Raw genomic sequence first — 25,047 nt, 5'->3', positions numbered from 1 at the left:
GGTTAATGCATCCTTGCAATTAACCTTAAATGGCGTCGCCGGCAATCGGCAAAACACAGGTTCAGTGGCGGGTGTTGCCCATAAGACTCAGTTGGTTTCGCCGCCTGGCTTGCCGTTCAGCGATGGCGTGAGGTCGCCGATGAAGTCACCGATGCCCGGCCGCTTCAGAGCTTTGAAGGGCAAAGGCCGACACAGATCCATTGCGGCAATGCCGATTCGCGCCGTCATCAGGCCGTTGATCACACCTTCACCGAGGCGCGCCGACAGGCGCGAGGCGATACCGTGGCCCAGAACCTGCTGCACTAGGCTGTCGCCGACGGCGATCGAGCCGGTCACGGCAAGATGTGCGATCACGTCGCGCAGCAGACGCAGCATTCCGAGACTGCCGGGCCGTCCGCCATAAAGTTCGGCCATGCCGCGGACCAGCCGCACGACTTCGAAAAGCACATAGCCCAGATCCACCAGTGCCCGTGGGCTGACAGCGGTGACGACCGACACCCGCTTGGAGGCTCCGAGAATGAGGTTTCTCGCCCGGATGTCGAGCGGGCTCAACAGTTCGCGCTCGGCGAGTTCAATCAGTTGCGGACCGTCGATCACGTCATCCTCGACCTCGGCCATTACCTTCTGGCCACGGGCGGTTTCGGGACGATGGGAGACGAGACGCGTCAGCCGCTTGACCACGGCAAGGGCCGCCGGGCGCTTGCGATCGGCGCTGGCAGCCTCGGCTTCCGATTTCAACGACTGAACCGCTTCCAGCCGATAAAGGCCGGCGATCTCGCGGCCGATGGCGATCGCCAGAGCCAGCAGGCCGACGACGAGGACCCCGATCGCGGCATAGCCAAGCCAGTCGGAACGGGCGAAGAGGTCGCGGATCAGGCCGTCGACCCAAAGGCCGAGCGCGAGGGAGACTAGGATGCCGAAAGCGCCGACCGCTATCCGCGCAAACGAGAAGCTGCGACGTCTCGGAATGGCCAGAGGTATCTCGCCGATTGCCGATCCGGCGCCGATAAAGGGATCTTCCTCGTCCGGAACGATCACCACTTCATGCGAAAAGCTTTGCGGCTGGCGCGCTGCTGCCGGACGGGCGGCTTCGGTTGCCGGTTCTGCCTCGACGGAAAATGCCGCGGGGCGTCGGCGGTTGCCGTTGCCCTGACCGGTGCCGGGCACGGAGGATGACGGGGGCTTGGTCATGCGAGACGGTCTCCGAGCAGGAACTGCATGGCGCGATCGAGGCGAATGTGGGGGACCGACAATGTGATGCCGCCGCCTGTCTCTTCAAGGCGCGGCGGACGGAAGCGGACAATGTCGAGATCAGGCAGTTCGGCGGGCTCGCCGGCGTCGATCGAGCGGAAGAAGGCTTCCGGATCTTCGGGAAGATCGCCGGGGAAGACAGCGGTCTTGCGCTCGCCATCGAAGGTCTCGCTGCCGATCCGTTCCCCCACCATCGGGGTGCCGACAATGACCGGCAGATCATGGCCGTCACGTTTGACATTGGCCTCTCGCGTCGCGCGGACGGAGGCAAGCGCCATCACCTCGATACCCGCGCCGCTCATACCGATCGTCTGGATTGCCCGGTCCACCAGGCGGCGGGTCAAGGTTTCCAGCCGGTCGTGGCTCTCATGATGCAGGTGGTCGGCCTTGGTGGCGGCAACCAGCACGCGATCGATGCGGCGGCGGATCAGTGAGGTCAGAATATTGTTGGAGCCGGCGCGGAAGCAGGCGAGTACATCGCCCAGAGCCCGTTCCAGATCCTGAACCGCTTCCGGACCACGGTTGATGGCCTGCAGCGCATCGACAAGCACGATCTGGCGATCGAGCCGCGCGAAATGTTCGCGGAAGAAGGGTTTCACCACCAGGCTCTTGTAGGCTTCGTAGCGGCGCTCCATCATCGCCTGCAGCGATCCCTTCGGCGCTTTGCCGTCGGCCAGGACTGGCAGGGGGGCAAAGGTCAGCGCAGGCGAGCCTTCCAGGTCGCCGGGCATCAGGAAGCGGCCTGGCGGCAGCGTCGACAACGAGCGTTCATCGGATTTGCACAGGCGCAGATAAGTGGTGAATGTTTCCGCCAGTCGGCGTGCCAGCATTTCGTCCGACGGGGCATGCGGATCAACGGATGCGGAAAGTTCCCGCCACTCGCGTGACAGTTCGGCGCGCACACCTGTTGTCGCAAGACTTGCCGTCGCGTCGGAGAACTGGCGATAGTCCTGCTGCAGCAAGGGCAGATCGAGCAGCCATTCGCCCGGGTAATCGACAATGTCGATCGACAGGCGCCCGGACGAAAGCAGGCGGTTCCATGCGCTGGCGCTCTTGTATTCAATGGTCAATCGCAGCTCGGAAATCGCCCGGGTCGAATCCGGCCAGACGCGGTCCCTGATCAGGGCGCGGATGTGATCTTCATACTGGAACCGTGGTACCGCGTCGTCCGGCTGTTCCTCCAGTTTCGCGCCAGCGATGCGGCCGGAGCGAACGGGTTCGAACAGCGGCAGTCTTCCGCCATGCAGAAGGTTGTGGACGAGCGAGGAGATGAAGACGGTTTTACCCGCGCGCGACAGGCCGGTTACGCCAAGGCGGATCGTCGGGTGGACCAGATTGGCGGCACGGTCGGCAACATTGTCGAGAGCGATTGCTGCTTCGTCGGTAATGCTGGTGAACAGGGAAGGAGGCAATGGCGGGTTCCTGAAATTGTCGTGGCGCAGTCTGCTGCAGGACGTCGACCGAAGACCCGGGCCGGAGACACGCATCTGCCTTGCAGCATATAGGTTGCCATTGCGCTGCAAAAAAGGAGCGGGGACGCTTTGCACCTTGTTGATGGTACTCGCCTGATCAGCCGACGATAAAGTCCTGTAGTTTCCAGCCCTGACCCGGGCCTTCGATCTTCAGGGCGTCGATCACGGCAAGGCCGGATGTCGGATAGCCTTCGGGCACGGTGCGGCCGACAATGTCATGGCCGACCAGTCGCGCGAAGACTTCCTCAACGGCAGGGTTGTGACCCACCATCATCAGCGATTGGACGCCGCGCGTCGACGTCAGGATCTCGAGATAAGTGTCGGCCGGCGAGTTATACAGTTCATCGACAAAACGAAATTCCGATTGGCCGGAAAAGGCCCTGCGTATTGCATCGGCAGTCTGGCGGCACCGCTTTGCGGTTGAGGAAATCACCAGTTCGGGCCGATAGCCCTTTTCCGCGGCAGTCTCCGCGAGCAACTCGGCCTCGGCAAAGCCTGCGTCGGAAAGGCTGCGATCGAAATCGCGGCCGCCAGGTTCGGCCCAACCGGATTTTGCATGCCGCAACAAATAGATGCGTTCAGGAGGCTTAGTGGAGAGCGTCATCCGTTGGGTTATCCGCGTCAGATCATCCTGCTAATGAACTAGCGGTTATCAACCCTCCACGTCAACTGGTCGCAGGTGGCATATCGTGGTCCGCATCCGATGCCTTGCGAAGGCACGGTCCGATGTGGCTGTGGGAAATAGTGCTTAAAAAATATACTCTTAGATGAAAAATGTAACAGATTTAAAAATGCCGTGGAAACAGTCAGGAGGCTTGAACAGGTTTGAATGAAAGGTTATACACCCGCACATTGAGATGTTCTTCAGGAGAATCGCGTTGAGTGAGAAGATCAATCTTAGCAATTATGTGCTCTCTGAGGATGAAGAGTTCATGAATGCGAACCAGAGGGCTTATTTTCGGGCAAAGCTTGTTGCCTGGAAGAATGATATCCTACGCGAAGCGCGCGAAACTCTCGGTCACCTTGCTGAAGAGAGCGCCAACCATCCCGATCTCGCCGACCGGGCTTCCTCCGAAACGGACCGTGCCATCGAGCTTCGTGCTCGCGACAGACAGCGCAAGCTGATCTCCAAGATCGACGCCGCCTTGCAGCGGATCGATGAAGGCACCTATGGTTTTTGCGAGGAGACCGGCGAGCCGATCGGTTTGAAGCGCCTTGACGCCCGTCCGATTGCGACCCTGTCGATCGAAGCGCAGGAGCGCCACGAGCGTCGCGAAAAGGTCTATCGCGACGAGTGAAGTTCTTCGCTCGCGCCTGCGCCCCTAGCAGCGACTGATTTTCCATGTCGGCCTTCGGGCCGGCATTTTTCGTTTTGGTGATGGGTCATGCGGTCGAACGTGACGACGGACGTGCGTGCCGCATACTTGTCCGACCAAAGAGCCAGACGTTGTCTGACTGCCCCATTCTTACGAGTTTCGGCTGGCTGACATCTCGCCGAAGATGCGGGCGATCTCGTTCTGCAGGTTCGGTTCGTCTGGTTTAGCGTCAGCGTCTGTGGCCGGCTTCGCCACCGGGGTCGTCGCATGCCTGCTTTCCGGCAGGACCGCCGATATCGGCAGACCGGGGCGGTCGCTGCGGATCTCGGGTAGAAATGGCTGGCTCATGGGACTGTCGCCCTTGAAGTTGCCGGCCGGGGGCAGTGGCAGCGGATCAGCGGCCAGATGCAGCGCCATTTCCTCTTCAAGAACCCGCTCGAAATCGCTCATGTCGCGCGGCGGCTCCTGCTTCTCGGCGGCCTTGACCGGTTCGTGCTGTGGTGAGAAGCGTTCGGCTGCGAAGGGTTGCGCGGATCCCGGACGCTCCGTTGCGTTGATTGGCAAGACACGCGCGCGCGCCGCTTCCAGTATGTTGGCCGCATCCGGTGCCGTTACATGGGGTGCGCGTGCCGGTGTGGCATCTGACGCAATATCAATTGAAGGGATGTGGATTACAGGCACATCAGGCACCGCGTACGAAGCGATCGATGCAACCTCCGGCGCGCGGCCGGTATTCATCGGCTGTTCGAACTGCGGCTCATGCGAAGCCGCAAGCGAAACTTCAGGGACGATGGCCATCGAGGCGTAGGCGTCTGTTGGCACTGCGGGGGACACAATTTCGACCGGAGCCTGGATCGTTGCCGTTTGAGCCGGTTCAACAATGGGAGCAATTGCCGCGGGCGGAGTCTGAGGAACGGGCGATGCCACCACTTCAAGGCGCGGTTCCGGACGCACCTCGGCCGGGCCGGCAGCACTCGGCGCGCGAACCGGATCGATCGGTTGTGGTTCGTCACGCACCAGTTGCACAGCCGGCAGTGGCGTCGGCGGTAGTGGCGTGGCTTGCACCGTCATCACCGGGGTCGTTGCTGCCGCAACGACAGGTGCTACCGAAGCTGCAGTGAGCGGAACGACGGAGATCGGGGCTGCCGCGCCTGTCTGCGCGCCCGTAGCGATTGGAGCTTTCGGCGCAGTCACCGCGCTGGCCTGCGGTGTGGTGCGCAGCGGTTCTGCGGGTACAACTGGCGCGGACACCGGTTGTGGCTTGGAGCGGATCGGTTCCGGTTCGGCTAGTACTGGTTCCGCGGCAACAACTGCTTCCACGGGACGTATAGGTTTAGGCTTGACGGCAGCTTCCGGCTCGCTGGGAGCGGCGACAATCCTGGCCGTCTCGGAAGCAGGCAGATTCTGTGATACCTCCGAGGCCTCAGCCTTGACGGCCAAAGCGGAAAGATAGGCACGGTCATCGCCAATACCGCTTTCGATGACGATATCGGTCGGGCCGCCGATCATGACGAGGTGTTCAACATTGTCGCGGCGGATCAGGACAATCCGACGGCGTGCGTCGACGGCTGCAGCATCCAGGACCTGCAGACGGGGCTGGCGGTTTCTGCCGCCGCGAACGAAAGGTGAGGATGCGCGATTGCGCATCAGCCAGAGCACGATGAACAAACATAGCAGAGCGAGCGCCACGCCAAGTGCCGCCACCAGTAAACGGTTGCCATAGGCGGTAATCATTTCGTCCAGCATGATACGCTCTCCTTGTCACGCTTTCTCGCAGAAGATGGCGGGTTCTGCAATCACGGGCCGCAATCATGACTTGTCGTCCGTCCCAGGCAGCAATTGCATGGTCACCACCCCTCAATTTCCACTCAGAATGCGGCAATCCTGTGGGGTAGCGACAAAGCATGCGGGTTTCGGGCTTTCTTCGCTTTTTGCACCCCTTGCAAATTGCTAAACAGGACGGTGCGCCGATTCCCGTAGCGGGTCGGGAGCAAGGCGCGGACAGGCAAGAGGCATTCATGACACGACAGCAGAAGCCCGGCGATAACGACAGCCCTCTGGTGGACCGCCGGGGCGGATTCGGGACGGCGCTGCGTATTCTTTTGCTCGCTCTGGTCCTGATCGGAGCATCGGCAGCCTTTGTCTTTTTCCGTGACCAATTGGACAACCAGATCGTTCTCGGTGTCCTCGGTGTTTTGGCCATGATGGGGATCTTCTTCATCGTCTCGGCCGTGATCGGCTTCGTCGAGGTGATGCCGCAATCGCATACCGATACGCTTGCGCGCCGTTTTCTCGCCAGCCAGCCGGAAGGCACGCTGATCACCGATTCGGAAGGGCGCATTGTTTATGCCAATGCGGCCTATGGCGAGATGACCGGCGCGAAGAAGGCGACGGATGTCCAGACGCTCGAGGCCTTGCTGTCGCGCTACCGTGAGTCGAGCGAAGCGCTCTACCGGCTGACCAATGGTCTGCGCGAAGGTCGCGAGAGCTACGAGGAATTCCGGCTGCTAAAGCCGCTCGGCAACCAGACCGGCAATGGCTCGGGTGCCCATTGGTATCGGCTGAAGGCCCGGCTGCTGGCGAGCGAGAGCCGCGGACGTGGCCTGCATGTCTGGCAGATTTCCGACATTACCGTCGAGCGCGACGACCAGGAGCGCTTTTTCAAGGAATTGCAGCACGCAATCGATTATCTCGACCACGCGCCTGCCGGATTCTTTTCCGCCGGCCGCAAGGGCGAAATCTACTATCTCAATGCGACACTGGCCGAATGGCTGGGTGTCGATCTGACGCAGTTCAGCCCGGGCTCGATGTCGATTGCCGATCTGGTTGCCGGCGAAGGCATGGCGCTGATCAATTCTGTGCAGGCCGAACCCGGCAATTCGCGGACAGAGACGCTGGATCTGGATCTGCGCCGGGTCAATGGCCAGATCCTGCCTGTGCGACTGGTGCACCGCGTGCGCGCAGCGCGTGACGGGGCACCGGGCGAAAGCCGGTCGATCGTGCTTGCCCGGCAAAGTGGCGATACCGGCGATCACTCGGCCTCGGTCGCGTCCATGCGTTTCACCCGTTTCTTCAACAATACGCCGATGGCGATTGCATCTGTCGATGGCGAAGGCCGGATCCTGCGCACCAATGCGCCTTTCATGAAGCTGTTTGCCGACATTATCAGCCGCGACCAGATCGAGCAGCATGACAAGTTGGAGATCGTGTTCCACGAGAGCGAGCGCGAGCGGTTTCATGACGCCCTGGCGCTGGCCAAGGATCGTCAGGTCGATATCGCGCCGATCGACAGCCGGCATCCGGTCAGCGATACCCGGCATTTCCGTTTCTACGTCAATGCAGTGATCGACCAGAGCGACGAGGCGCCCGAAGAGGCGGCGATCGTCTATGCCGTCGATGTCACCGACCAGAAGGCGCTGGAAGCGCAGATGGCGCAGACGCAGAAGATGAACGCAGTCGGCACGCTTGCCGGCGGTATCGCGCATGACTTCAACAATGTCCTGACCGCAATCCTGCTGTCGTCCGACCACCTTCTGTTGCAGGCGCGACCGTCGGATGCGAGTTTCGCCGACCTGATGGAAATCAAGCGTAACGCAAATCGTGCGGCGGTATTGGTCCGTCAGCTACTGGCCTTTTCACGCAAGCAGACGATGCGCCCCTCGGTGTTGAACCTCACCGACGTAATCGGCGATCTGCGCATGCTGGTCGATCGGTTGATTTCCGGCAGCAATGTCAAGCTGCGGGTCGAATATGGGCGCGATCTCTGGCCGGTCAAGACCGATCTATCGCAGTTCGAGCAGGTGATGATCAATCTCTGCGTCAACGCGCGGGACGCGATGCCGAACGGTGGGACGATCACCGTGTCGACACGCAATGTCTCGGCGCAGGAATCGGATGATTTCCAGTACCGCGGCCTGCCGGCGGAAGAGATGGTGCTGATCGAGGTTGCCGACACCGGTACCGGCATTGCGCCTGATATCATGGACAAGATCTTCGAGCCGTTCTTCACGACGAAGGAAGTGGGCAAGGGAACCGGTCTCGGCCTTGCGATGGTCTATGGCATCGTCAAGCAGTCCGGCGGCTATATCTATCCGGAATCGGAAGTCGGCAAAGGTACGACGTTCCGCATCTTCCTGCCGCGGCATATCCCGGAGATCCAGCCGGTGATCGAGCAGGCGGCCGGTACGCCGGATCCAGCCGCCAATGCGGCTTCCACTGCGAGCAGTGAAGCATCCGCCGAGAACCGCGATCTGACCGGAAAGTCGGCCATCGTGCTTCTGGTGGAAGATGAAGAGGCCGTGCGCCGCGGTGGCAAGCGCATGCTGGAGACGCGTGGCTATACGGTTCACGAAGCTGGCTCGGGCGTCGAGGCGCTGGACATTCTGGAAGAGCTAGGTGGGGCGGTGGACATCGTCGTGTCCGACGTCGTCATGCCGGAAATGGATGGACCTACGCTGCTCACCGAACTGCGCAAGAAATATCCCGACATGAAGTTCATTTTCGTATCGGGTTATGCCGAGGACGCGTTTGCGCGCAATCTGCCGGCAGATGCCAAATTCGGCTTCCTGCCCAAGCCGTTCTCGCTGAAGCAGTTGGCGGTAGCCGTTCGTGAGATGCTTGACGGTCAAGCCTGAGATCCAGGCATATCGAAGATAAAAAAACCGCGCTGGCGACAGTGCGGTTTTTTGCTTCGAGGGTCCGGCGCCTGTATCAACCGTTCATTGCGACGGCGATTTCCGCGGCCAGGCGTGCATTGTTTTCGACCAGCGCGATGTTGGTCTTCAGGCTGCGGCCTTCGGTCAGGTGGAAGAGATTGTCGAGCAGATAAGGGGTAACCTGCTTTCCGGCGATCTCGTCACGTTCGGCGTTGGCCAGCGCACGGCTGATGTAGATTTCCATTTCCTCGCGCGGGATTTCGTCTGCTTCCGGCACGGGATTGGCGATCAGCATGCCGCCATCGATGCCAAGCTGTTCGCGCAGCTTCTGGAAATTGGCGATCGCGGCCGGGCTCGTCAGGTTGAGCACGCTCTTGAGGCCGGAACTGCGTGACCAGAAAGCCGGGAAGTCTTCGCTGTCATAGGTGACAACAGGCACGCCGCGGGTTTCAAGCACTTCAAGGGTCTTGGGAATGTCGAGAATGGCCTTCGGACCTGCAGACACCACGATGACGGCCGTGCGCGCCAGTTCTTCAAGGTCAGCGGAAATATCGAAGCTTTCTTCCGCTCCACGGTGCACGCCGCCGATGCCACCCGTTGCAAACACATGGATACCGGAACGATAGGCGGCAATCATCGTTGCTGCGACCGTGGTGGCGCCATTGCGGCGTTCGGCGAGCGCAAAGGCCAGATCGGCACGCGACAGCTTCATCACATTGCTCATCTGGGCCAGTGCTTCCAATTGGGAAGGCTCAAGGCCGATATGCAGCACGCCGTTCATCACGGCAATGGTCGCCGGCACAGCGCCCTGCTGGCGGATGATCGTCTCGACACTCTTCGCCATGTCGAGATTGCCAGGATAAGGCATGCCATGGGTAATGATGGTCGATTCCAGCGCCACGATCGGCGCGCCGCGCTGCTTGGCGGCGCTGACTTCGCTGGAATAGGTAATGGGCAGGAGAGGGGAGATGGAACGGTTCATTTGAGCTTCCAGATGGTTTTGCCCGTCATGGCAGGAAACGGGCCCGTGGGACAAGAGCCAACTGTGTTTCCAGCCGCTGGGGCGTGAGGTTTTCTTCGGTTGCATGCGGGGAGGCAAGGGTTATCGCGGCCGCCGCCGTCGCCTGGCGAAGCGCGTCGCACAGATCGTCGCCGGCGAGCCGGGCTCTCAGAAATCCGGCAGCAAAGGCATCGCCGGCGCCGGTGACGTCTGCGATCTGGGTTACGGGTGCTGGCTCGATCGCGGCCGCGGATGTCTCGTCGAAGGCAATCGCAATGCGTCCGCCACTGGTGACACTGCCGCCGCGAAGCCCGGCAAGACGGAGAATCGCTGGCCAGTCTTCCGGACGCGCTGCCGTTTTTCCGGTCAGGCTTTCGGCTTCGGCGACATTGAGGAAAAGATGGTCGATGCGGGGCAGGGCCTCCCTGAGGCGCAGGACCTTTGCCGGGGAGATGGCGATGGCCGACAGGCCTATGCCGCGCTTGGTGGTCTCTTCGGCAAGGGCCGTGATGGTTGGGCCAGCCAGGTTCGCGTCGCACAGAACGTGGCGAGCGATGTCGAGGCTGTCGCGGGTAGAGCGGGCGCGGAGCCGGCGGGCGCTGAACATGTCATATAGCGCCATGTCGGCCAGGGCGATGACCAGATTGCCGTCGCGCTCGAGGATGGCGGTATAGCTCGGTGTGGCGCAATCGAGAAAGACCACCGGGCAATCGTCGAGACCGGCACGCTCTGCTGCATCCGCCACCGTCTGGCCGGCCGGGTCGCCACCTCGGGGCGCAACAAGGCGAACACGGTGTCCGAGCCGGGACAGATTGCAGGCGGCATTGAACACGCCGCCGCCCGCTTCCTCGAACCATTGTCCGGGGTTGCTGGAGCCTGGCTTCGTGTCACCGAACAGACGTCCGCGACGGTCGATATGGGCGCCGCCTATGGCCAGAATATCAAAGCTCATGCACGGCACTTTCTCACGCGGCTGATACGAATCGCAAGGACATCAAAACATCGATTTTGCAATGTAAGACCCTGTTTGCAAAAGCTTTTCCAGTCTTCGGAACAGATAACGAACATAGGGTAAAAATCCGTTTTTTCTCAATGGCTTGAATGGAGCTTGCCAAATGAGAACAAACGAAGTACATACAGTCCATCGGCGGCTTCATTGCCTATGCGGCCTCAATAACCTAAAGGTGGATCAAATGGCACAGAATTCTTTGCGGTTGGTAGAGGACAAATCGGTGGATAAAAGCAAGGCATTGGAAGCGGCGCTCTCGCAGATCGAACGGTCGTTCGGCAAGGGCTCGATCATGAAGCTCGGTGCAAACGAGAGCGTGGTCGAAGTCGAGACTGTCTCGACGGGATCGCTCAGCCTCGATATCGCGCTGGGTATCGGCGGTCTGCCAAAGGGCAGAATCATTGAAATTTACGGTCCGGAAAGTTCGGGCAAGACGACGCTTGCGCTGCAGACGATAGCCGAAGCGCAGAAGAAGGGCGGTATCTGCGCCTTCGTCGACGCCGAACATGCCCTCGATCCGGTCTACGCCCGCAAGCTGGGTGTCGATCTGCAGAACCTGCTCATTTCGCAGCCGGATACCGGCGAGCAGGCGCTCGAAATCACCGACACGCTGGTGCGTTCCGGCGCTGTCGACGTGCTGGTTATCGACTCGGTTGCAGCGCTCACGCCGCGCGCCGAAATCGAAGGCGAAATGGGCGACAGCCTGCCCGGTCTGCAGGCGCGTCTGATGAGCCAGGCGCTGCGCAAGCTGACAGCCTCGATCTCCAAGTCGAAGACCATGGTGATCTTCATCAACCAGATCCGCATGAAGATCGGTGTTATGTTCGGTTCACCGGAAACCACAACTGGCGGCAACGCGCTGAAATTCTACGCTTCGGTGCGCCTCGATATCCGCCGTATCGGCGCGGTCAAGGATCGCGAAGAGGTTGTCGGCAACCAGACGCGCGTCAAGGTCGTCAAGAACAAGATGGCGCCACCGTTCAAGCAGGTCGAGTTCGACATCATGTATGGCGAAGGGGTCTCGAAGACCGGCGAGCTCGTCGATCTCGGCGTCAAGGCTGGCATTGTCGAAAAAGCAGGTGCCTGGTTCTCCTACAACAGCCAGCGTCTCGGCCAGGGGCGTGAAAACGCCAAGCTGTTCCTGCGTGACAATCCGGCGCTTGCGCAGGAGATCGAATTGGCGCTGCGGCAGAATGCGGGGCTGATCGCGGAGAAGTTCCTGCAGAACGGTGGTCCCGACACCAATGATGGTGACAGTGCCGAAGATTAAGTCTCGCGCGCTGCCAAATTCGAATTCCAGCCGGCCATGTTTCGAAAGAGGCATGGCCGGTTTTCTATTGCGCGGCTGGACAGCGACCATGGCGGACGATAAAAGCCATTGATTTTGCGAATTGGCCGGGTTCCGGCCTGAATGAAGGGCGTGACATGAGCGGTGTAAACGACATCCGGTCGACTTTTCTCGACTACTTCAAGACGAACGGTCACGAGGTCGTATCCTCCAGTCCGTTGGTGCCGCGCAACGACCCGACGTTGATGTTCACCAATGCGGGCATGGTGCAGTTCAAGAATGTGTTCACCGGCTTGGAACAGCGTCCGTATTCGCGCGCCGTGACTGCGCAGAAATGCGTGCGTGCCGGTGGCAAGCATAACGATCTGGACAATGTCGGCTACACCGCCCGTCACCATACGTTCTTCGAAATGCTCGGCAATTTCTCCTTTGGCGACTATTTCAAGGAGAACGCCATCGAGTTGGCCTGGAACCTGATCACCAAGGAATTCGGCATCGACAAGAACCGGCTGCTGGTGACCGTCTATCACACGGACGATGAAGCACATGGCCTATGGAAGAAGATCGCGGGCCTGACGGATGACCGGATCATCCGAATCCCGACCAGCGACAATTTCTGGGCCATGGGCGATACCGGTCCGTGCGGTCCCTGTTCTGAGATCTTTTATGACCATGGCGACCATATTTGGGGCGGACCGCCCGGCTCGCCGGAAGAGGATGGCGATCGTTTCATCGAGATCTGGAACCTCGTCTTCATGCAGTACGAGCAGGTGACAAAGGAAGAACGTGTCGATCTTCCCCGTCCATCGATCGATACGGGCATGGGCCTCGAGCGCGTTGCCGCCCTTTTGCAGGGCAAGCACGACAATTATGACATCGATCTTTTCCGTTCGCTGATCGAGGCGTCGGTTGAACTGACCGGCGTCAAGGCCGAGGGTGAACGTCGCGCCAGCCACCGGGTGATCGCCGACCACCTGCGTTCGTCGGCCTTTCTGATTGCCGATGGCGTTCTGCCGTCGAATGAGGGGCGCGGCTACGTCCTGCGGCGCATCATGCGGCGCGCCATGCGCCATGCGCAGCTGCTCGGTGCGCGCGATCCGATCATCTACAAGCTGCTGCCGGTTCTCGTTCAGCAGATGGGCCGCGCCTATCCCGAGCTTGCCCGTGCAGAATCGCTGATTGCCGAGACGCTGAAGCTGGAAGAAACCCGGTTCCGCAAGACCCTCGAACGCGGTCTGTCGCTGCTCTCGGATGCGACGACCGATCTCAGCCAGGGCGACAGCCTCGATGGCGAAACCGTTTTCAAGCTCTATGATACCTATGGATTCCCGCTGGACCTGACACAGGATGCCTTGCGTACTCGTGGCATCGGCGTCGATATCACCGGTTTCAACGATGCGATGCAGCGCCAGAAGGCCGAGGCTCGTTCGCACTGGGCTGGTTCCGGTGACAAGGCGACTGAGACGATCTGGTTCGAACTGCGCGAGAAACACGGTGCGACCGAGTTCCTCGGCTATTCGTCCGAGACGGCCGAAGGGCAGATCCAGGCAATAGTGCGTGACGGGGCTGCTGTCGACGCGGCGTCTGCCGGCGAACAGGTTCAGATCGTTGTCAACCAGACCCCGTTCTACGGAGAATCCGGTGGCCAGATGGGTGATACCGGCGAAATCATCGGCGAAGGTTTCTCGCTGGACGTGACCGATACCCAGAAGAAGGGCGAGGGGCTCTTTGTTCATATCGCTACCGTCCGCAACGGCGTCGTTCGTGCCGGCGAAGCGATGACGCTGAATGTCGATCATGCCCGCCGCTCCAGACTTCGGGCTAATCATTCCGCGACCCATCTGCTGCATGAGGCGCTGCGTGACGTGCTGGGAACGCATGTGGCGCAGAAGGGGTCGCTGGTTGCGCCCGAGCGGCTGCGCTTCGATATCTCGCACCCGAAGCCGATCACCGCTGAAGAGCTGAAAATCGTCGAAGAGATGGCCAACGAAATCATCGTGCAGAATGCGCAGGTCACGACGCGCCTGATGGCCGTCGACGATGCGATTGCCGAGGGTGCCATGGCGTTGTTCGGTGAAAAATATGGTGACGAGGTGCGCGTCGTGTCGATGGGTACCGCCGTTCGTGGCGAGAAGGCCGGCAAGGCTTATTCGATCGAACTGTGTGGCGGCACGCATGTCAACGCGACTGGCGATATCGGCTTGGTGCGCCTGGTCGGTGAAAGCGCTGTCGGTGCCGGTGTTCGGCGTCTGGAAGCGCTGACCGGCGAATCGGCACGGGCCTATCTAGCCGAGCAGGACGAACGGGTGAAGGCGCTGGCTACATCGCTGAAGGTTCAGCCGTCCGATGTGCTTTCGCGTGTTGAGACATTGATCGACGAGCGCCGCAAGCTTGAGAAGGAACTGGCGGATGCCAAGCGCAAGCTGGCGATGGGCGGTGGTGCTTCCGGTGGCGGTGACGCCCCGCGGGTCATCAATGGCATCAGCTTTGTCGGCCGCCAGCTTGCCGGTATCGATGCCAAAGACCTGAAAGGCATGGCCGACGAGGCCAAGGCCGGCCTCGAGTCTGCAGTGGTTGTGCTGATCGCCGTGGCCGAGGATGGTAAGGCGAGCGCCGTGGTTTCGGTCACGCCCAGCCTTTCCGAGCGTTTCAGTGCGGTTGATCTGGTGCGGATCGCCTCGACTGCACTGGGTGGCAAGGGTGGCGGCGGTCGAGCCGACATGGCGCAGGCGGGTGGCCCGGACGGTGCGCAGGCGGAAGCCGCGATCGAAGCGGTCGCCGCAGCGCTCGCGGTTTGATCTTGTCAGTCTGGCTTCGGAAAGCTGATGTGTTTCGAAGCCAGACATGACGATTTCGGGTGTTTCAGCCGCGCTTTGCCGCGCCTGGCGGGCCGGATGTATTGTCATTTAACAAGCGGGTTTTCTTTTCCTTCAGTCTTGATTGGTATGTGTTGCCTCGTTTTTGAGGTTTGCCGGCTTGGACCATCTTTTCCACATTCCCACATTGATGCTCTGCCTTTCGGCAGCCTGCGTGATCATCTCAATTTTTCTGACGCTTCTCTGGCTCTGGGATCGATCGAGCCAGGCGTTGCTGCGCTGGACACTGGGGTTCTGGCTTGGCTGCCTCGGCCTGATCCTGTTGGGCTTGCGGGATGTTGGGCCGCCGATCCTTTCGATAGGGCTGGGCAATGCGCTTAGTCTCTGGAGCCTTGGTCTGATCTGGCTTGGCTGTCGGGCGTTCAATGAATGGGATCCCGACGCGCCGTCAGCGCTGGCGATGGCAGGCGGGCTTTTGTGGTTTACGCTGGTTGCTTGCTGGCCGCGCTTTGCCGAAGACCTGAATATCCGCATTATCGCGGCCTCAGCCCTTTATGCAGGATATTCGTTTCTCATCGTCAACACGGTATGGCGGGGATATCGACAGGAACCTCTGCCTGCCAGACGGCTCGCGGTCTTTGCCTTCGGGCTGCATGGTTTGTTCTACCTGTTGCGACTGCCGGTGCCATTGCTTTTCCCCGCTACCTTGAATGGAGGACATCCCAATCTGTGGTTTGGGGTGGTCACTTTTGAATATTTCATTCAGGTGCTGTTCGGTGCGCTTGCCATCTTCGCGATGGTGCATGAGCGCCTGACCCTGCGCTACAAGGTGGCCTCGGAGATCGATTATCTGACAGGTATTTGCAATCGCCGTGCCTTTCTTGCCGCCATCGATGCCAGTCGAGCGCGCCCAGAGGGCGACAGAGCGGGTGCGGTTCTGGCTCTGCTGGATGCAGATCATTTCAAGTCGATCAATGACACGCATGGGCATGGTGCTGGCGATATCGTACTGACCTGCCTGACAGGCCTGGTTGCCAGCCGGCTGCCGCAGGGTGCGGTTTTCGGGCGTGTTGGCGGAGAGGAATTCGCCATCTATCTGCCGGCCTCCGCTGCTCTGATCAATGCCGATCTGCTGGAGCACATCCGTGTCGATATTGGCGCCATGGTCGTTCAGCACGGGACGGCATGCATCCAGATGAGCGTGAGCATCGGCCATTGCGTTCTCCCGGCAGGGCGGCTCGATATGCAGATGGCCCTGGCGGTGGCGGATCGTGCGCTTTATGCGTCGAAAAAGGCAGGTCGCAACTGTGTCACGACAAGCATTTTTGCTCCGAGTGACAAGGACCGGATCGGCGGTTCTCCGGTTCATGCCCCTGCAGCTACGATCGCATGAAGTCCGAAGATCGCCTATACTGCACTGGCTTGCGTGCTCTCGGGTGAAACGCTGGGGAGTGCGATTGCGTCTTTATCGTTCTGCTTGCTGCAGGTCTGCCACGGCTGCACCGCCGAGCGATCTGGCGCGTTGCCATGCCGGTCGTGCGGCAAGGCGGCTGTAATAGGTTTCGTAGGCGGGGCGCTTCTCAATCGAGCCGAATTGCAAACCCCAGCCGATCTGTGAGCCGACATAGACATCTGCTGCGGTAAATCGATCGCCAGCAATGTAAGGATTGACTGAAACCGCCTACTCCAGCGCGTTCATCACGGCTCCGAACGAACCGTAGCCGACCATGCGGCGTCTGTTGGCCGCGATCTCTACGCCCAGACTGCGATTGATGACCGCCGCTTCGAGCGGGCCTGCCGCGAAGAACATCCAACGATAGTAAGCGCTGCGTTCCTCCCCAGTCGGTGCAAGGCCAGCCTTGGGAAAAGCGTCCACCAGATAGGCGCAGATCGCGGCGCATTCGGTGACGATGGTGGCGCCATGTTTCAATGCTGGAACCTTTCCCATCCGATTGATTGCTAGGTAATCTGGCACGCTCATTGATGGACCGAAGGCCACGATTTCCGTGCGCGATAAGGTTCGCCAACTTCCTCCAGCATCAGACGGGCAATGCATCCGCGTGACATGGGATTGGTACAAAGCACAAGTTCCGCCATGGATTTCCACCTTGTTTGTTCCCTTTATGTTTCAGCATAGGAACGGTGAGGTGTTTGATGCAAGCTATGGGAGAAATAAAAAAGCCCGGCGCGGGGCCGGGCTTTTCGTCAGTCATTGGGCGGCAATCAGGCAGCCATGGCCTTCTTCAGGTTTTCATCGACCTTGTCGAGGAAGGCGGTGGTCGACAGCCACGGCTGATCAGGGCCGATCAGCAAAGCAAGGTCCTTGGTCATGTAACCGGCTTCGACGGTGTCGACGCAGACCTTTTCCAGCGTGCTGGAGAAGCGTGCCAGTTCGGCATTGTCGTCGAGCTTGGCGCGGTGGGCGAGACCACGGGTCCAGGCGAAGATCGAGGCAATCGAGTTTGTCGAGGTTTCCTGACCCTTCTGGTGCTGGCGGTAGTGACGGGTCACCGTGCCGTGGGCTGCTTCGGCTTCAACCGTGCGGCCATCCGGCGAAAGCAGGACCGATGTCATCAGGCCAAGCGAGCCGAAACCCTGGGCAACCGTGTCGGACTGGACGTCACCGTCGTAGTTCTTGCAGGCCCAGACGTAACCGCCGGACCACTTCAGGGCCGATGCCACCATGTCGTCGATCAGGCGGTGTTCATAGGTGATGCCGACTTCATCGAACTTTGCCTTGAACTCGGCCTGGTAGACTTCTTCGAAGATGTCCTTGAAGCGGCCGTCATAGGCCTTGAGGATGGTGTTCTTGGTCGACAGATAGACAGGCCATTTGCGCATCAGGCCATACATCATCGAGGCGCGGGCGAATTCGCGGATCGATTCGTCGAGGTTGTACATTGCCATGGCAACGCCAGCGCCGGGGGCGTCGAAAACGTCCTTTTCGATCACCTGGCCGTCTTCGCCGACGAACTTGATCGTCAGCTTGCCCTTGCCCGGGAACTTGAAGTCGGTTGCCTTGTACTGGTCGCCGAAGGCATGACGGCCGACAACGATCGGCTTGGTCCAGCCCGGAACGAGGCGAGGAACGTTCTTGCAGATAATCGGCTCGCGGAAGATCACGCCGCCGAGGATGTTACGGATCGTGCCGTTCGGCGACTTCCACATCTGCTTGAGATTGAATTCCTTGACGCGGTCTTCGTCCGGGGTGATCGTGGCGCACTTGATGCCGACGCCATGCTTCTTGATGGCATGGGCGGCGTCTACGGTGACCTGGTCGGACGTCGCGTCGCGGTTCTCGACCGACAGGTCGTAATACTCGATATCGAGGTCGAGGTAGGGCAGGATCAGCTTTTCTTTGATGAACTGCCAGATGATACGGGTCATCTCGTCGCCGTCGAGATCGACGACCGGGTTGGCTACCTTGATCTTGCTCATGAATATCCTCGCTCGGAATGAATAGGGACGAGCGTCCCACTTGGTTCGGCTCGCTGGGCTATAGCATTCCCGGTTGAGAACGCAAAGCACCGGCACAGGCTGATAGCGCGATTTCATTCACAAATTGACACCAACAAAGGTCTCATATGCTCGTCTATCGACATTGAGCTTTGGCAGCGCCGCTATAGAGTGCCGCAACATTCACTCTGCCTATGGAATCCGACATGAACATCCTGATTGCCGCCTCGATGCTTCTCATCTCCAGCGTCGGTGCGCTGGCTGCTGACGTGACTGCCCCGGTCCGCGAAATCATTGAGGCGACCGCAAGCAACTGGACGGAAGAGGCCTTCGGCAACGAACAGGAGGTCTTCACGGAAGATCGGCTGGAGCGGATTTTCAGCGCGGAATTTGCCATGATGTACCGTGAAGCCTCGAAGAACCCGGCCTACGATCTACCGGAAGGCGAAACGACGGGGTTTCCGTTCGACTATGATCCGATTGCCAGAGGCCAGGATGGTTGCCCGTTCCAGAATATACGTATCGAGGACGATGGAGACGGGCAGGTGACTGCCCTGTTCAACAATCGCGAATGCATGGGCGACGATTCGGCCAACAGGCAAGATACGGTGCTGATTTTTCATGTTTTGGACGAAAACGGTCGCGCGGTGATCGATGACATCTATCCGGTCGAAAACGGTCAGTCCGGGCAATCGATCAAGGATGAGTTGAAAGCGATTGCCGGGCAGTAATTCGAACGCTTCAGTCTCATCGACAGGATGAATTACGCCATCGCGGCAACCTCCGGCATCGTGCTTTTCCGCAGCTTTTGATTTTTCCGTCGGTTTGTGTCAGTGAGGCCGCAAATATCGATTGAGACGGGCGAATATGGCAGGCACCAACAGCGAACGCGTACTTCTGGCCGAGGGACCGGCGATCATCCTGGTCGAACCGCAACTGGGCGAGAACATCGGCATGGTGGCGCGGGCCATGGCCAATTTCGGTCTGGCCGAATTGCGACTGGTCAAACCGCGCGATGGATGGCCAAGCGACAAGGCGCGCTCCGCGGCATCCAAGGCAGACCATGTGATCGACGGCGTGGTCGTTTTCGAGACGCTGGAAGAGGCTGTCGCCGATCTTAACTTCGTCTATGCCACAACTGCCCGTTTCCGCGACGGCTTCAAGCCGGTACGATCGCCGGTGACGGCGGCCTCGACATTGCGTCACCGTTTCACGGCGGGCGAAAAGACCGGCATCATGTTCGGCAGGGAGAAATCCGGCCTGTCGAATGAGGATGTGGCGTTGGCCGACGAAATTGTCACCTTTCCGGTCAATCCCGCCTTCGCATCGCTGAATATTGCCCAGGCAGTGCTGTTGATGTCCTATGAATGGATGAAGTCCAGCATGGACGACGTTCAGGCCGTGCCATTCGACGCGGTGGAGCAGGCGCCCGCCACCAAAGACGAGGTCATCGGGCTTTTCGATCATTTGGAAGAGGCGCTCGATGCGCGCAACTATTTCCATCCGGCCTCGAAAAAACCGAGAATGATCGACAACCTTCGTGCTGTTCTTTCGCGGCGCGCCTTCACCTCGCCCGAAATCAAGGTTTTGCGTGGCGTGATTTCTTCGCTCGACCGGTTCCAGCGGTCCCGGCCACGCGGCGCAGGCGCGCCAGATCCGGCGCTATCCAGGGGCAGCAAGCGGCATGATAGCGGCGACAACGAGTGAGCTGAAACCGGTTCTGGTGTTTGATTCCGGCATCGGTGGCCTGACAGTTCTTCGCGAGGCCCGACTGCTGATGCCGGAGCGCGGCTTCATCTATGTTGCCGACGATGCCGGCTTTCCCTATGGCGGTTGGGAGGAAGAGCCGCTGAAAGTGCGGATCGTTTCCCTGTTTCGCGATCTGCTCGCCGCATATGATCCGGAAGCGGTGATTGTCGCCTGCAATACCGCCTTCACGCTGGCTGGTGCCGACTTGCGCGCCGCCTTTCCCGCGATGCGCTTCATCGGGACCGTGCCGGCAGTCAAGCCGGCAGCTGAGCGCACGCGCTCCGGCCTCGTCTCGGTTCTGGCGACGCCCGGCACCGTCAAGCGCGCCTATACCCGCGATCTCATTCAATCTTTTGCCAGCCAGTGCCATGTCCGGCTGGTCGGCTCGGAAAACCTGGCGCGCATGGCGGAAGCCTATATTCGCGGCGAGGCGCTGGACGATGCGCAGGTGCTTGCGGAAATCGCACCGTGCTTTGTCGACAGGGAGGGTGCCCGGACGGATATCGTCGTGCTTGCCTGTACGCATTATCCGTTCCTGGCCAATGTCTTTCGCCGTCTTGCACCATGGCCTGTCGACTGGCTCGATCCGGCCGAAGCGATTGCGCGACAGTCGCGACGCATGGTTCCACTGGTCGAGGGGGCAGAGCATCCCGATGGGTTCGATTTTGCCGTATTTACCTCCGGGCACCCCAATTTTTCGACCCGACGGCTGATGCAGGGCATGGGACTGTCGATCGCATCCGCCGATCATGCCGGGTTTTGCCGATAGAGCCTTTGGATCAGTATGTCGGTGTGCTAGAGGTCGAGCCGTTGCCGGACGCTTAGCCGGTGTAGAGGAGCTTTGCTCGCAGTCTTGTTAACCGAGATATCGATTGTCGTATTCCTGACGCTGTTGAATGGCGTGTTGGCCATGTCTGAACTCGCCGTAGTCTCATCGCGACCCGCACGTCTCAAAGTCATGAGTGAACTGGGAAACCACGGTGCGCTTGTTGCCATCCGGCTGGCGGAAGATCCGGGCCGCTTTCTCTCAACAGTCCAGATCGGAATCACCCTTGTCGGCGTCCTGTCCGGCGCATTTTCCGGCGCTACCCTCGGAGCGCGCCTTTCGGATTGGCTTGAGCTTCAGGGCGTGTCCAACGGTGTTTCGGACGCCGTCGGCGTTGGTTTTGTCGTCATGATGATCACCTATCTGTCGCTGATTGTCGGCGAGCTTGTTCCCAAGCAGATTGCACTGCGCAATCCGGAAGCGGTGGCAGCACGCGTCGCGATGTCGATGCTCGTTCTGTCAAAGGTGTCGGCTCCGCTTGTGTGGCTGCTGAATGGATCCGGCAAGCTGATCCTGTCGCTGCTTGGCCAGCAAGGTGTGTCGGCCGGCACGGTCACAGATGAAGAAATCAAGACGGTTCTCGCCGAAGCGCATAGCGCCGGCGTTATCGAATCGGAAGAATCAGCGATGATCTCGGGCGTCATGCGCCTTGCAGACCGCACTGCCCGTGGTCTGATGACACCGCGCCGCGACGTCGAGATGCTCGATGTGAAGGATACACTCGACGAGTTGAAAGAATCGTTGCGCGACAGCCAGCATTCGCGCCTGCCGGTCCGTTCGGGCGATTCCGACGAGATCATCGGCGTATTGTTCGTCAAGAAGGTCTACGAGGCCATCGCACTCGGGACAGCCGTGGACATCCGCACACTGGTCAGCGAAGTGCCGATCGTCTCCGATCTTGCCGGGGCGATCGATATCATTCAGGCGATGCGCAAGACCTCGTTGCACATGGTACTGGTCTATGACGAATACGGTCATTTCGAAGGCATCATCACCTCCGGCGACATTCTCGAGGCGATCACCGGGGCATTCCAGGACGACAACGAGGGTGAGCCTTCGCTGGTCCTGCGCGAAGACGGTTCCTATCTGGTGGCCGGCTGGACGCCGATTGATGAATTCATCGATCGCATCCGTGTGCCGATCGATGCCGATCCGGATTACACCACCGTTGCAGGCTTTGTGATCGCAGAGATGAAGCGGATCCCGGAACTTGGCGAGAGCTTCGTCAAGAATAACTGGCGCTTCGAAGTGATCGATCTCGACGGACGCCGGATCGACAAGCTGCTGGTGTCGCCGGTGGGGCCGGGGGACTGACGCCGAAGGCGAAGCCAGCTCAGGTTCGGCATCTGATCCGAAGCAACACTTCGCAGCCGGAACCGGTTTGTGCAGTGTTGCTTTTCAGCAACTAAAATTCGACAAAGTTTGCAATCCCGAATTGTGATCTTGCCGGTTGCTTTTTCTTGTGTAATCTTCTGCACATCCGCAATTCAAACAATAGGAGGCGTCAATGATTACTCATTCTGTATATATGCGCCTCTCTGGCGGATCGGTGTTTACGGCAGGGGCCACTTGCTCCTATTCGCCACGAACCACCGCCTGAACGGTTATTCCGTACAGGGTTTCCGGCGTCTGGCGCCATTTTCAACAAAACTAACGTGATCGGCTGACAGCACGCTGCTGCGTTTTTGCTCGTCCGTCTCTCCGTGTTTTTCATCTAGAGGACCTGGTCGCTTCGCTGCGCCGGGACGGAAAAGCTATGCACAAAGAACAATCTATAGTTGTTGATACCCTGACGGCTACGGTCGACGAACTGTGCCAGAAATTCGGCGTCTGGGCTGCCGCCCGCACCTTGATCTATGTTGCGTGGGCACAGCGGCGGAAGTCCAATTCGGTTGACGGTCTGTCCGACCGCATGCGCCAGGACATCGGTCTCGATGCGCGCCAGGACTGGCGGTTGCCATCGCGGCTTTCCCTGTGGGATATCCGTTTGTGATGGTTGGTGCAAAAGCTCCGGTGGATGGCATCCGCCGGGGCTTTTGGCTGAACTCGCCCGGTGATTTCGGCAAGTGATTTCGGTTTGCGGTCGGTCTAGGTGTATCGATCAGCCGGGCAATACGTGGGACAAACAGTCAGGCTCTCGAATTTTGTCTGTCGAAGCGGCATAATTGCCTGTTGATGGCGACGTGTTTCGCGACGCTGATTCGTGAATTATTTGCTAAAGCATCTGCGGGTCGTTTGGCGGTCCGGACGCGCGGTAAGCGCGTGAGCATACGAGGTGGCATTGGTGCAGGTCGGAATCGATATGGGAACCCTGACGGGCGGCGCTCCGGCGAAGCTCGACATCGAGGAACTTCTCGCCACGCGTCTGCTCGTTCAGGGCAATTCCGGATCGGGTAAATCGCATCTCCTGCGGCGACTGCTGGAACAGTCCGCGCAATGGGTGCAGCAGGTGATCATCGATCCCGAAGGCGATTTCGTCACATTGTCGGACAAATACGGCCATGTCGTCGTCGATGGCGAGCGCACCGAAGCGGAGCTTGCCGGTATTGCCGACCGAATCCGCAGGCACCGGGTATCCTGCGTGCTGACGCTCGAAGGCCTTGATGTCGAGCAGCAGATGCGGTCGGCGGCTGCCTTCCTCAACGGCATGTTCGATGCCGACCGGGAATTCTGGTTTCCGGTTCTGGTCGTGGTCGACGAGGCGCAGATGTTTGCCCCGGCGGTCGGTGGCGATGTTTCGGAAGATGCGCGCAAGATGTCGCTCGGCGCCATGACCAATCTGATGTGCCGTGGCCGTAAGCGCGGGCTTGCCGGGGTAATCGCCACCCAGCGCCTCGCGAAGCTGGCGAAAAATGTGGCCGCCGAAGCGTCTAACTTCCTGATGGGCCGCACCTTTCTTGATATCGACATGGCGCGCGCCGCCGACCTGCTCGGCATGGACCGTCGCCAGGCCGAGATGTTCCGCGATCTGCAGCGCGGCAATTTCGTGGCGCTTGGCCCAGCCCTGTCGCGCCGCCCCTTGCCGATCGTGATTGGCGAGGTGGAGACATCGGCGCGTTCGTCCAGCCCGAAGCTGATGCCTCTGCCGGATGCGCCACAGGATGTCGAGGATTTGATCTTCACGCCGGATCCGGAAGAGTTCACCCGGCCGATCGTGCGCCGGGCGCCGCCGGCACCGCGTCCGACGACGGACATTCTCGCAGAATTGTCGCGATCGACACCGGCTGCCCTGTCACCGGTCGGCGGCAGCGAACCGGGAACGCCAACGCGCGGCGCTGAAATGTCGGCGGAGGAACGCGAGGAGCGGCTGGCTGCCGTTCTGTCGGAAATTCTCGGGGATCCTCAGGCCGCCTATCGCACCGACAGCGTGCTTTACCAGGAGTTTCTCGTGCGGGCCCGGATGCGCCGGGTGTCGGGGCCGCCAATGCCGATGGGTGAGTTTCGTCGACGCGTGGCGATTTCACGTTCCGGCGTCGATGAGGAGACGGCAGCGAGCGCTGCGTGGGCGACGGCACTCGATCTGTCGGTGCGTGTTTCCGACGACCTGCAGGGCGTATTCCTGCTGCTCGCCAAGGCCGCCTTGTTGTCGGAGGAGTGCCCGTCCGACCATCGCATCGCCAAGGCCTATGGTACCCATTCGTCCCGCCGGGCGCGACGCCTGCTCGGCTATTTCGAAGAGCAGGGACTGGTCGTGGTGCATACCGATTTTTCCGGCAAGCGCATCGTCGCCTTCCCGGATCTCGAAGCGGAGACCCAACCGGGCGATCCCAATGTGGTGGATGCGGACGTGTTGTCGCAGTCGGCGGCCGAGTGACGGGCTGAACGGAGCCTTATGCTGCGTTCGAGACGGCGCCATGTCAGGCCGTCGCGCGTTCTTCCCAGACCTTCGCTAGTTCGACAATGGTCCTTGCTGCCGTTTCCATATCCTGGACGCTGACCCATTCGAGCGGTGAGTGATAGGCGTGACCACCGGTATAGATGTTGGGGCAGGGCAGGCCCATGAACGACAGGCGTGAGCCGTCGGTGCCGCCGCGGATACTGTGCAGCTTGGGATCCAGTCCAATGCGCCGAACAGCTTCGGCGAGATTGTCGACGACCTCGGGATGCTGGTCGAGCACCTGCTTCATGTTGCGATATTGCTGCTTGACCTTGAATGTGTAGCTGGAGCCCGGATAGGTCTTCATCACGTTCCTTGGTGATGTCTTCCAG

At 60.1% G+C, this 25,047-nt stretch carries 18 protein-coding genes and 2 pseudogenes; 11 read left to right on the top strand and 9 right to left on the bottom strand.

Going from position 1 to position 25,047, the window contains the following annotated elements; translation table 11 throughout:
* Window positions 1-87: 87 nt before the first annotated feature.
* From PDO_RS11405 to PDO_RS11395, 3 genes are all read right to left on the bottom strand, one after another.
* Window positions 88-1,191 (bottom strand): YcjF family protein, encoded by a 1,104-nt coding sequence (locus tag PDO_RS11405; protein ID WP_009109446.1) that lies wholly within the window; start codon window positions 1,189-1,191, stop codon window positions 88-90.
* Window positions 1,188-2,663, bottom strand: a complete 1,476-nt coding sequence (locus PDO_RS11400) for a YcjX family GTP-binding protein (protein ID WP_009109444.1) — start codon at window positions 2,661-2,663, stop codon at window positions 1,188-1,190. The genes PDO_RS11405 and PDO_RS11400 overlap by 4 nt, the downstream gene beginning before the upstream one ends.
* Window positions 2,664-2,820: 157 nt before the next feature.
* A complete protein-coding gene (locus tag PDO_RS11395; RefSeq protein WP_009109442.1) occupies window positions 2,821-3,327 on the bottom strand; it encodes a SixA phosphatase family protein in 507 nt (168 codons plus the stop codon).
* A gap of 274 nt (window positions 3,328-3,601) precedes the next feature.
* Between PDO_RS11395 and dksA the strand changes: the two genes are divergently transcribed.
* Window positions 3,602-4,021, top strand: a complete 420-nt coding sequence (dksA, locus tag PDO_RS11390; RefSeq protein WP_009109440.1) for an RNA polymerase-binding protein DksA — start codon at window positions 3,602-3,604, stop codon at window positions 4,019-4,021.
* Between the two features lie 1,485 nt (window positions 4,022-5,506).
* Here the strand turns inward: dksA and PDO_RS29430 are convergent.
* Window positions 5,507-5,785, bottom strand: a pseudogene (locus PDO_RS29430) (flagellar biosynthetic protein FliO); the annotation flags it as partial.
* Between the two features lie 272 nt (window positions 5,786-6,057).
* Here PDO_RS29430 and cckA point away from each other — a divergent pair.
* Window positions 6,058-8,673 carry a cell cycle histidine kinase CckA gene (gene cckA / locus PDO_RS11380; protein ID WP_009109436.1) on the top strand — a complete coding sequence of 872 codons (2,616 nt, stop codon included), beginning with the start codon at window positions 6,058-6,060 and terminating at the stop codon, window positions 8,671-8,673.
* Between the two features lie 76 nt (window positions 8,674-8,749).
* Here the strand turns inward: cckA and PDO_RS11375 are convergent, their stop codons facing one another.
* Together PDO_RS11375 and PDO_RS11370 are read right to left on the bottom strand one after the other, a co-directional pair.
* The gene (locus PDO_RS11375; RefSeq protein WP_009109433.1) at window positions 8,750-9,676 is read right to left on the bottom strand and encodes a pseudouridine-5'-phosphate glycosidase; all 927 of its coding nucleotides are present in this window, start codon (window positions 9,674-9,676) and stop codon (window positions 8,750-8,752) included.
* A 25-nt stretch (window positions 9,677-9,701) separates the two neighbouring features.
* Window positions 9,702-10,646, bottom strand: a complete 945-nt coding sequence (locus PDO_RS11370; protein WP_009109431.1) for a carbohydrate kinase family protein — start codon at window positions 10,644-10,646, stop codon at window positions 9,702-9,704.
* A gap of 241 nt (window positions 10,647-10,887) precedes the next feature.
* On the opposite strand from PDO_RS11370, the gene recA reads away from it, so the two are divergent.
* The 3 genes from recA to PDO_RS11355 all read left to right on the top strand — a co-directional run bounded on the left by recA (window position 10,888) and on the right by PDO_RS11355 (window position 16,200).
* Window positions 10,888-11,973, top strand: coding sequence for a recombinase RecA (recA, locus tag PDO_RS11365; RefSeq protein WP_009109429.1), 1,086 nt, complete (start codon window positions 10,888-10,890; stop codon window positions 11,971-11,973).
* Between the two features lie 155 nt (window positions 11,974-12,128).
* Window positions 12,129-14,789, top strand: coding sequence for an alanine--tRNA ligase (gene alaS / locus PDO_RS11360; RefSeq protein ID WP_009109427.1), 2,661 nt, complete (start codon window positions 12,129-12,131; stop codon window positions 14,787-14,789).
* Between the two features lie 232 nt (window positions 14,790-15,021).
* A complete protein-coding gene (locus PDO_RS11355) occupies window positions 15,022-16,200 on the top strand; it encodes a GGDEF domain-containing protein (protein WP_160167036.1) in 1,179 nt (392 codons plus the stop codon).
* Window positions 16,201-16,272: 72 nt separating this feature from the next.
* On the opposite strand, the pseudogene PDO_RS11350 reads toward PDO_RS11355, so the two are convergent.
* Window positions 16,273-16,904: pseudogene (locus PDO_RS11350) on the bottom strand (glutathione S-transferase family protein).
* A gap of 126 nt (window positions 16,905-17,030) precedes the next feature.
* Window positions 17,031-18,245 (bottom strand): NADP-dependent isocitrate dehydrogenase, encoded by a 1,215-nt coding sequence (locus PDO_RS11345; protein WP_009109421.1) that lies wholly within the window; start codon window positions 18,243-18,245, stop codon window positions 17,031-17,033.
* A 224-nt stretch (window positions 18,246-18,469) separates the two neighbouring features.
* Here PDO_RS11345 and PDO_RS11340 point away from each other — a divergent pair, with 224 nt between their 5' ends.
* The 6 genes from PDO_RS11340 (at window position 18,470) to PDO_RS11315 (ending at window position 24,652) form a co-directional block, all read left to right on the top strand.
* Window positions 18,470-18,994 carry a hypothetical protein gene (locus PDO_RS11340; protein ID WP_009109419.1) on the top strand — a complete coding sequence of 175 codons (525 nt, stop codon included), beginning with the start codon at window positions 18,470-18,472 and terminating at the stop codon, window positions 18,992-18,994.
* Between the two features lie 136 nt (window positions 18,995-19,130).
* Window positions 19,131-19,970, top strand: a complete 840-nt coding sequence (locus tag PDO_RS11335) for an RNA methyltransferase (RefSeq protein ID WP_009109417.1) — start codon at window positions 19,131-19,133, stop codon at window positions 19,968-19,970.
* The gene (gene murI / locus PDO_RS11330) at window positions 19,948-20,781 is read left to right on the top strand and encodes a glutamate racemase (RefSeq protein WP_009109415.1); all 834 of its coding nucleotides are present in this window, start codon (window positions 19,948-19,950) and stop codon (window positions 20,779-20,781) included. The genes PDO_RS11335 and murI overlap by 23 nt, the downstream gene beginning before the upstream one ends.
* An 84-nt stretch (window positions 20,782-20,865) precedes the next feature.
* Complete coding sequence (locus PDO_RS11325) at window positions 20,866-22,152, top strand: hemolysin family protein (RefSeq protein ID WP_081593171.1); 1,287 nt, start codon at window positions 20,866-20,868, stop codon at window positions 22,150-22,152.
* Window positions 22,153-22,594: 442 nt separating this feature from the next.
* A complete protein-coding gene (locus PDO_RS11320; protein WP_009109410.1) occupies window positions 22,595-22,831 on the top strand; it encodes a hypothetical protein in 237 nt (78 codons plus the stop codon).
* Window positions 22,832-23,122: 291 nt separating this feature from the next.
* Window positions 23,123-24,652: a helicase HerA domain-containing protein gene (locus PDO_RS11315; RefSeq protein ID WP_009109408.1), complete on the top strand. Its 1,530-nt coding sequence runs from the start codon at window positions 23,123-23,125 to the stop codon at window positions 24,650-24,652.
* A 43-nt stretch (window positions 24,653-24,695) separates the two neighbouring features.
* On the opposite strand, the gene PDO_RS11310 is transcribed toward PDO_RS11315, so the two are convergent.
* The coding region (locus tag PDO_RS11310) for a M20/M25/M40 family metallo-hydrolase (protein ID WP_141649887.1) at window positions 24,696-25,047 on the bottom strand (352 nt) is incomplete at its 5' end.

This window comes from Rhizobium sp. PDO1-076 (genome assembly GCF_000247475.1).
Taxonomy (GTDB): domain Bacteria; phylum Pseudomonadota; class Alphaproteobacteria; order Rhizobiales; family Rhizobiaceae; genus Allorhizobium.
This window is presented reverse-complemented; position numbering and strand designations above follow the sequence as displayed.